Origin of the sequence: Mesorhizobium sp. M1A.F.Ca.IN.020.06.1.1, assembly GCF_004023265.1 — a bacterium.
Classification (GTDB): domain Bacteria; phylum Pseudomonadota; class Alphaproteobacteria; order Rhizobiales; family Rhizobiaceae; genus Mesorhizobium.
Genome location: NZ_RZSR01000493.1, coordinates 1 through 4,391, shown reverse-complemented (window position 1 = coordinate 4,391; position 4,391 = coordinate 1). Strand labels below are relative to the sequence as shown.

Sequence of the window (4,391 nt, the reverse complement as noted above, 5' to 3'; positions counted from 1 at the left end):
GGCTATGTCTTCGGGCTGGGGGCGGAGCGCATGGTCGGCCAGGCATTTGCCCGCCATGAGCGCGTGCTCGTAGCCCTCGCCGTCGGCATCGCTGTGGCCGTCCTGGCCGGACTGGTTGCCCGCCATTTTGCCGGAAGGGAGCGCGCAAAGGACGCAAAAGAGGATCAGGCCGAATCCTAAGCTGTCGGACCGATGCCTCCCGGTCAGATCGGCGCGCCGATGATGCGCTCGATGATGGCAATGCCCCAGACGCCCCCCGCGATCACGATCGAAATCAGCACCGCCAGCGAGCCGCAGTCCTTGGCGAGCTGGATGTCGATGTGGAACTCGCGGGAGATCGCGTCGCACGCAGCCTCGATGCCTGTGTTGAGCACCTCGACCAGAATCATCAGCAGAACCGCGCCGATCAGCAAGGCGTAGCCGCGCCAGGATACCGAGATGAACCAGCCGGCCGGCAGAGCGAGCGCAAGCAGCATCAACTCCTGCTGGAACGCCTTTTCGTGAGCAGCCAGCTTGCGGAAAGCCCGCACCGAGTTGATGAAAGCGTCGATCAGCCGCTGCATGCCCAGCCCCGTTTCGAATCACCGTGAGGGGATATCGCAACAGCCGGGTCAAGGGAATAAGGCAGGCGGCCCAAAAGTCACTCGTCCGCGACCTTTATCGACGGCGTCGACTTGTCGAACTGCGGCAGGCCGTCGTCGATTGCATAATAGTCGCCCTTGTCGCCGACGAAGATGTGGCTTTCGGCCGAAAGCCCGGTCGGCTTGTCGAACGAGCCGGCCATGATGGAGATCGTGTCGAGCTCGTTGTGCTTCCAGAACAGCACCGAGCCCGCAGCTGCGGCAAAAACCGCGTTTCGCTATGTCGGACGCGCCGTACCAAGCAAGCGCGTCGGCCCCCTCGATGTCGATGTCGGCGTCCCTCGAAGAAGTCGCTGCAACGAAATGGCCTGTTTGCTTGCGGCACTGCGAGCAGTGGCAATAGACCACCCCGCGCAACGCTCCTCTCGTCGTGAAGCGCACCGCTCCGCACAGGCACGATCCCGTGTGATTTTCGCCCATCCCCGGCCTCCTTCAACGCCATACGCTTCGATCGCGCCACACAAGATTCCAGTTTTGCGCTCTTCCGGCGCAGGCAAATGCGACACCGAAGCGGCGCGTTTCAAAAGCTGCGCCTGCACTGCAGTGCAACCTGAAGCAGCAAAAACGGTCTGGAAACGCCCGCCATTAAGGAAACTTTAGCGCAGCTGCATTTATGGTTCCTGCAGGCGATGGTCGTGTTGGGGACGCGGCCTAGCATCGCAATTCTGATTCGATCCCCGCATTGGCGGCTCCCGGCGGTGGCAGGTCTCCGGTCGCGCACTGAAGGGGGTAGTGAACAGACTATGCAGCCGGCAGCCGTCCCGAGCGACAGAAATGGCGACATCGCCAGCACCGTTGTGGCGACCATGCGCCAGCTCGGCCTGCTCGGCCTGCCGCGCAACTACGAAATCTTCTATGAAGCGCTGAGCGGCAGCAATCACGAGCTCAGCCTGGCTGTCGTCTCGTTGAGCAACCGCCCGACGCAAGAGGATCTCGATCGCATCGGACGCACCTTCTTCCCGCAGCACCACGGGCCTGCGATCGTCGAACACGCCCGCGAGGTGGTCGCCAAGGAGCTTGAGGACGTCGCCGCGCTGCTGCGCAGCGAGCGCAGCCATATCGAAAAGTACGGCCGCATCCTCGACGAGACGTCGAGCGGCCTGAGCAATCGCAGCCTGCTTTCCCAGGATCTGCTGCAAAAGATCGCCGGCGCGATGTCTGCCGCCACCAGCTCGACGCTGGATCACAACCGCCAGATCGCGAGCACGCTCAGCGAAAAGACGGCCGAGCTCGAGAGCGTCAAATCGAAGTTGGAGGAATACAAGCGGCTCGCCAATACCGATCCGCTGACGCAGATCTGGAATCGCCGCGCCTTCGACAAGGAAATCACGCGCATCTACAACAGCAACCGCGGTATCCTCTTCAACGCGCTCATCCTTGCCGACATCGATCGCTTCAAGGATATCAACGACCATTACGGCCATCCGGTCGGCGACAGGATCATCCAGATCATCGCCGACATCTTCCAGTCCAGCATCCGCGCCGACATGTTCGTGGCGCGCACCGGCGGCGAGGAGTTCGCGCTGATCGTCGAAGGCGCCAGCGAGGACACCACCTATGAAATCGCCGAGCGCATCCGCGTGCTGATCGAACAGACGCCGTTCACAAGCAGCCAGACCGGGATGAACTATGGCACGGTGACTGTCTCGATGGGCATTTGCATGGCTTCCGAGGCCGACACCCCCGAAGACCTCTACACCAAGGCCGACCGCGCGCTCTACCGCTCCAAGATCGGCGGCCGCAACCGCGTCACCAGGCATTCCACAATGGCCGGGCGTGCCGGCAAGGGCTGGCTGCTCTACAAGAAGGACTGAGGGCACATTGGACACCCTTTCCAAATGAATTTCTGTGGACTATATTTTCCATGGAAATGAAAGGGGTGCGCTCATGCCACGTCCAGTCGCTGCCGCGACGGCGGCAGAAAATGCCGTCATCACCAAGGCCACGCTGCGCGCGGCCGACCTGCTCGAGATCACGGCGCGAACGCTTGCTCTGGTCATCGGCGTCTCTGAGGCGACGGTCTCGCGCATGCGCAAGCAGGAGTTCCTGCTCGAGCGCGGCACCAAGCCGTTCGAGCTTGCGGTGCTGTTCGTGCGGCTGTTCCGCTCGCTCGACGCCATCGTCGGCGGCGACGAGACGGTCGCCCGGGCATGGCTGAAGAACCCGAACACGGCGCTCGACGGCACGCCGCTCGAAAAAATCCTGACCATTGCCGGACTTGTCGATGTCATTGCCTACCTGGATTCCCGACGCGCTCTCGTCTGAGGCCGTCAGGCTCGAAGGCAAATATTGGCGGATGGTCGAGGCGCAGCATCGCGTCTCGACCCTGAAGCTCGTCGACAGGCTCAACGAGCAGGGCCTGCTCGAAGACCTCATCGAGGAAAGCAAGCCGCGGATCCCGCTGGAATGCCGCCATCTTCACTATCTTCTGGCGACGCCCTTCCGCTACGGCTCGATTTATCCGTACGGCTCGCGCTTCCGCCGCGCCGGCAAGACCAAGGGCGTCTACTACGCCGCCGAGACGGTGCTGACGGCAGTGGCGGAAATGGCCTTCTACCGCTTGCTGTTCTTTGCGGAATCGCCGCAAACGCAATGGCCGAACGACGCGGCCGAATATACCGCCTTTGCCGCGGCCATCAGATGCGAGAAGGCCGTCGACCTCACGCGGCCGCCGCTCGACCGCGACGAGAAGGCGTGGACGGATCCGACTGACTATGCCGCCTGCCAGGCCATCGCCGACGTGGCGCGCGAGGCGGGGATGCAGGCCATCCGCTACCGCTCGGCGCGCGATCCGAAGGGCGCCAACATCGCGCTCTTGACGTGCAGCGGTTTTGCCAAGGCCAAGCCGCTGGAGCCTCATACCTGGCGCATCCGCATCGGCTCGTTCGGGGTCCAGGCAATCTGCGAATTTCCAGACAGGCGGCTGGAATTCTCAAGGACGAGCTTTGTCGATCCGAGGCTGGCGAATATGCGCTGGGAGCGCGGGCGCTAGTTAAGCCAGAATGTTGACCGCACGCGCGGCGACCAGCGCGATCGTCAGCAGCGAGATCATTGCCTCGGCCATCATCAGGAGCTTGGCGCGCTGAGTGAGCGGTAATGTGTCGGTCGGCGAGAACGCCGTCGCATTGGTGAAGGCCAGGAACACGTAATCGACAAAGCCGGGCAGCCAGTCGCGGATCTCGCGATCGGCCAGCGTCATCTGCGGGAACAGGAAATCGGCATGCGCGCGCTTGACCAGGCCGCAGGTCGGCGGGCCGCCGCGGTCGGTGCTCCAGAACCACAGCGCGAAGACGATGACGTTGGTGACCCAGATGTTGAGCGCGTCGACAAGCAGCGTCGTGCCGGCGCCGGCATGGCCTGCCAGCAGCTTCTGGACCAGAAAGACCAGCGAGCCGCAATTCATGATGCTGATGACGCCGGTCATGACCAAGGCGGTACGGCGGATGAAGACGCGAAACCGGCCGATCGCATACCAATGCTCGTGATCGACGGCCTTCTGAGTCGCCATTTGCGTCCAGGCCGTTGCGATCGACAAAGGCACGAGCAGCGCCGCCTCGATCGCGGGCGCGAGCCAGCGCGGACCGAAGGACAGGTCGTTGATGACCAGAAGCTGCAGGCAGATGACGACAAGCACCGCCGCCCGCGCCGACCAGAAGTCGATCGCGCGGTGATGAACGATGGCATGCTCGTGGCGCATGGGGGGACCTGTGTCGTGTGCGCGGTTTTCGACCGCGGGCGACACCTCCACCT

Annotated in this window: 5 protein-coding genes and 2 pseudogenes; 4 read left to right on the top strand and 3 right to left on the bottom strand. The window is 63.1% G+C overall.

Features of this window, described 5'->3' with window-relative positions:
* Positions 1-180 (top strand): annotated as a pseudogene (locus tag EOA60_RS20610) (DedA family protein); the annotation flags it as partial.
* 23 nt (positions 181-203) lie between these two features.
* On the opposite strand, the gene EOA60_RS20605 reads toward EOA60_RS20610, so the two are convergent.
* Both EOA60_RS20605 and EOA60_RS20600 read right to left on the bottom strand, forming a co-directional pair.
* Positions 204-563, bottom strand: coding sequence for a diacylglycerol kinase (locus EOA60_RS20605; RefSeq protein ID WP_067328170.1), 360 nt, complete (start codon positions 561-563; stop codon positions 204-206).
* A 77-nt stretch (positions 564-640) separates the two neighbouring features.
* Positions 641-1,061: pseudogene (locus EOA60_RS20600) on the bottom strand (GFA family protein).
* Between the two features lie 323 nt (positions 1,062-1,384).
* Between EOA60_RS20600 and EOA60_RS20595 the strand changes: the two are divergent.
* The 3 genes from EOA60_RS20595 to EOA60_RS20585 all read left to right on the top strand — a co-directional run bounded on the left by EOA60_RS20595 (position 1,385) and on the right by EOA60_RS20585 (position 3,633).
* Positions 1,385-2,455: a diguanylate cyclase gene (locus EOA60_RS20595; RefSeq protein WP_095825224.1), complete on the top strand. Its 1,071-nt coding sequence runs from the start codon at positions 1,385-1,387 to the stop codon at positions 2,453-2,455.
* 73 nt (positions 2,456-2,528) lie between these two features.
* Complete coding sequence (locus EOA60_RS20590; RefSeq protein WP_066998964.1) at positions 2,529-2,906, top strand: antitoxin Xre/MbcA/ParS toxin-binding domain-containing protein; 378 nt, start codon at positions 2,529-2,531, stop codon at positions 2,904-2,906.
* Positions 2,866-3,633: an RES family NAD+ phosphorylase gene (locus EOA60_RS20585; protein WP_095825223.1), complete on the top strand. Its 768-nt coding sequence runs from the start codon at positions 2,866-2,868 to the stop codon at positions 3,631-3,633. The genes EOA60_RS20590 and EOA60_RS20585 overlap by 41 nt, the downstream gene beginning before the upstream one ends.
* On the opposite strand, the gene EOA60_RS20580 is transcribed toward EOA60_RS20585, so the two are convergent.
* Positions 3,634-4,338, bottom strand: coding sequence for a hypothetical protein (locus tag EOA60_RS20580; protein WP_095825335.1), 705 nt, complete (start codon positions 4,336-4,338; stop codon positions 3,634-3,636).
* Between the last annotated feature and the right edge of the window lie 53 nt (positions 4,339-4,391).

What these genes read in the sequence shown, in the direction of transcription:
- EOA60_RS20605 (WP_067328170.1), bottom strand. Translation starts at nt 563, where the DNA reads ATGCAGCGGCTGATCGACGCTTTCATCAACTCGGTGCGGGCTTTCCGC.
- EOA60_RS20595 (WP_095825224.1), top strand. Translation starts at nt 1,385, where the DNA reads ATGCAGCCGGCAGCCGTCCCGAGCGACAGAAATGGCGACATCGCCAGC.
- EOA60_RS20590 (WP_066998964.1), top strand. Translation starts at nt 2,529, where the DNA reads ATGCCACGTCCAGTCGCTGCCGCGACGGCGGCAGAAAATGCCGTCATC.
- EOA60_RS20585 (WP_095825223.1), top strand. Translation starts at nt 2,866, where the DNA reads ATGTCATTGCCTACCTGGATTCCCGACGCGCTCTCGTCTGAGGCCGTC.
- EOA60_RS20580 (WP_095825335.1), bottom strand. Translation starts at nt 4,338, where the DNA reads ATGCGCCACGAGCATGCCATCGTTCATCACCGCGCGATCGACTTCTGG.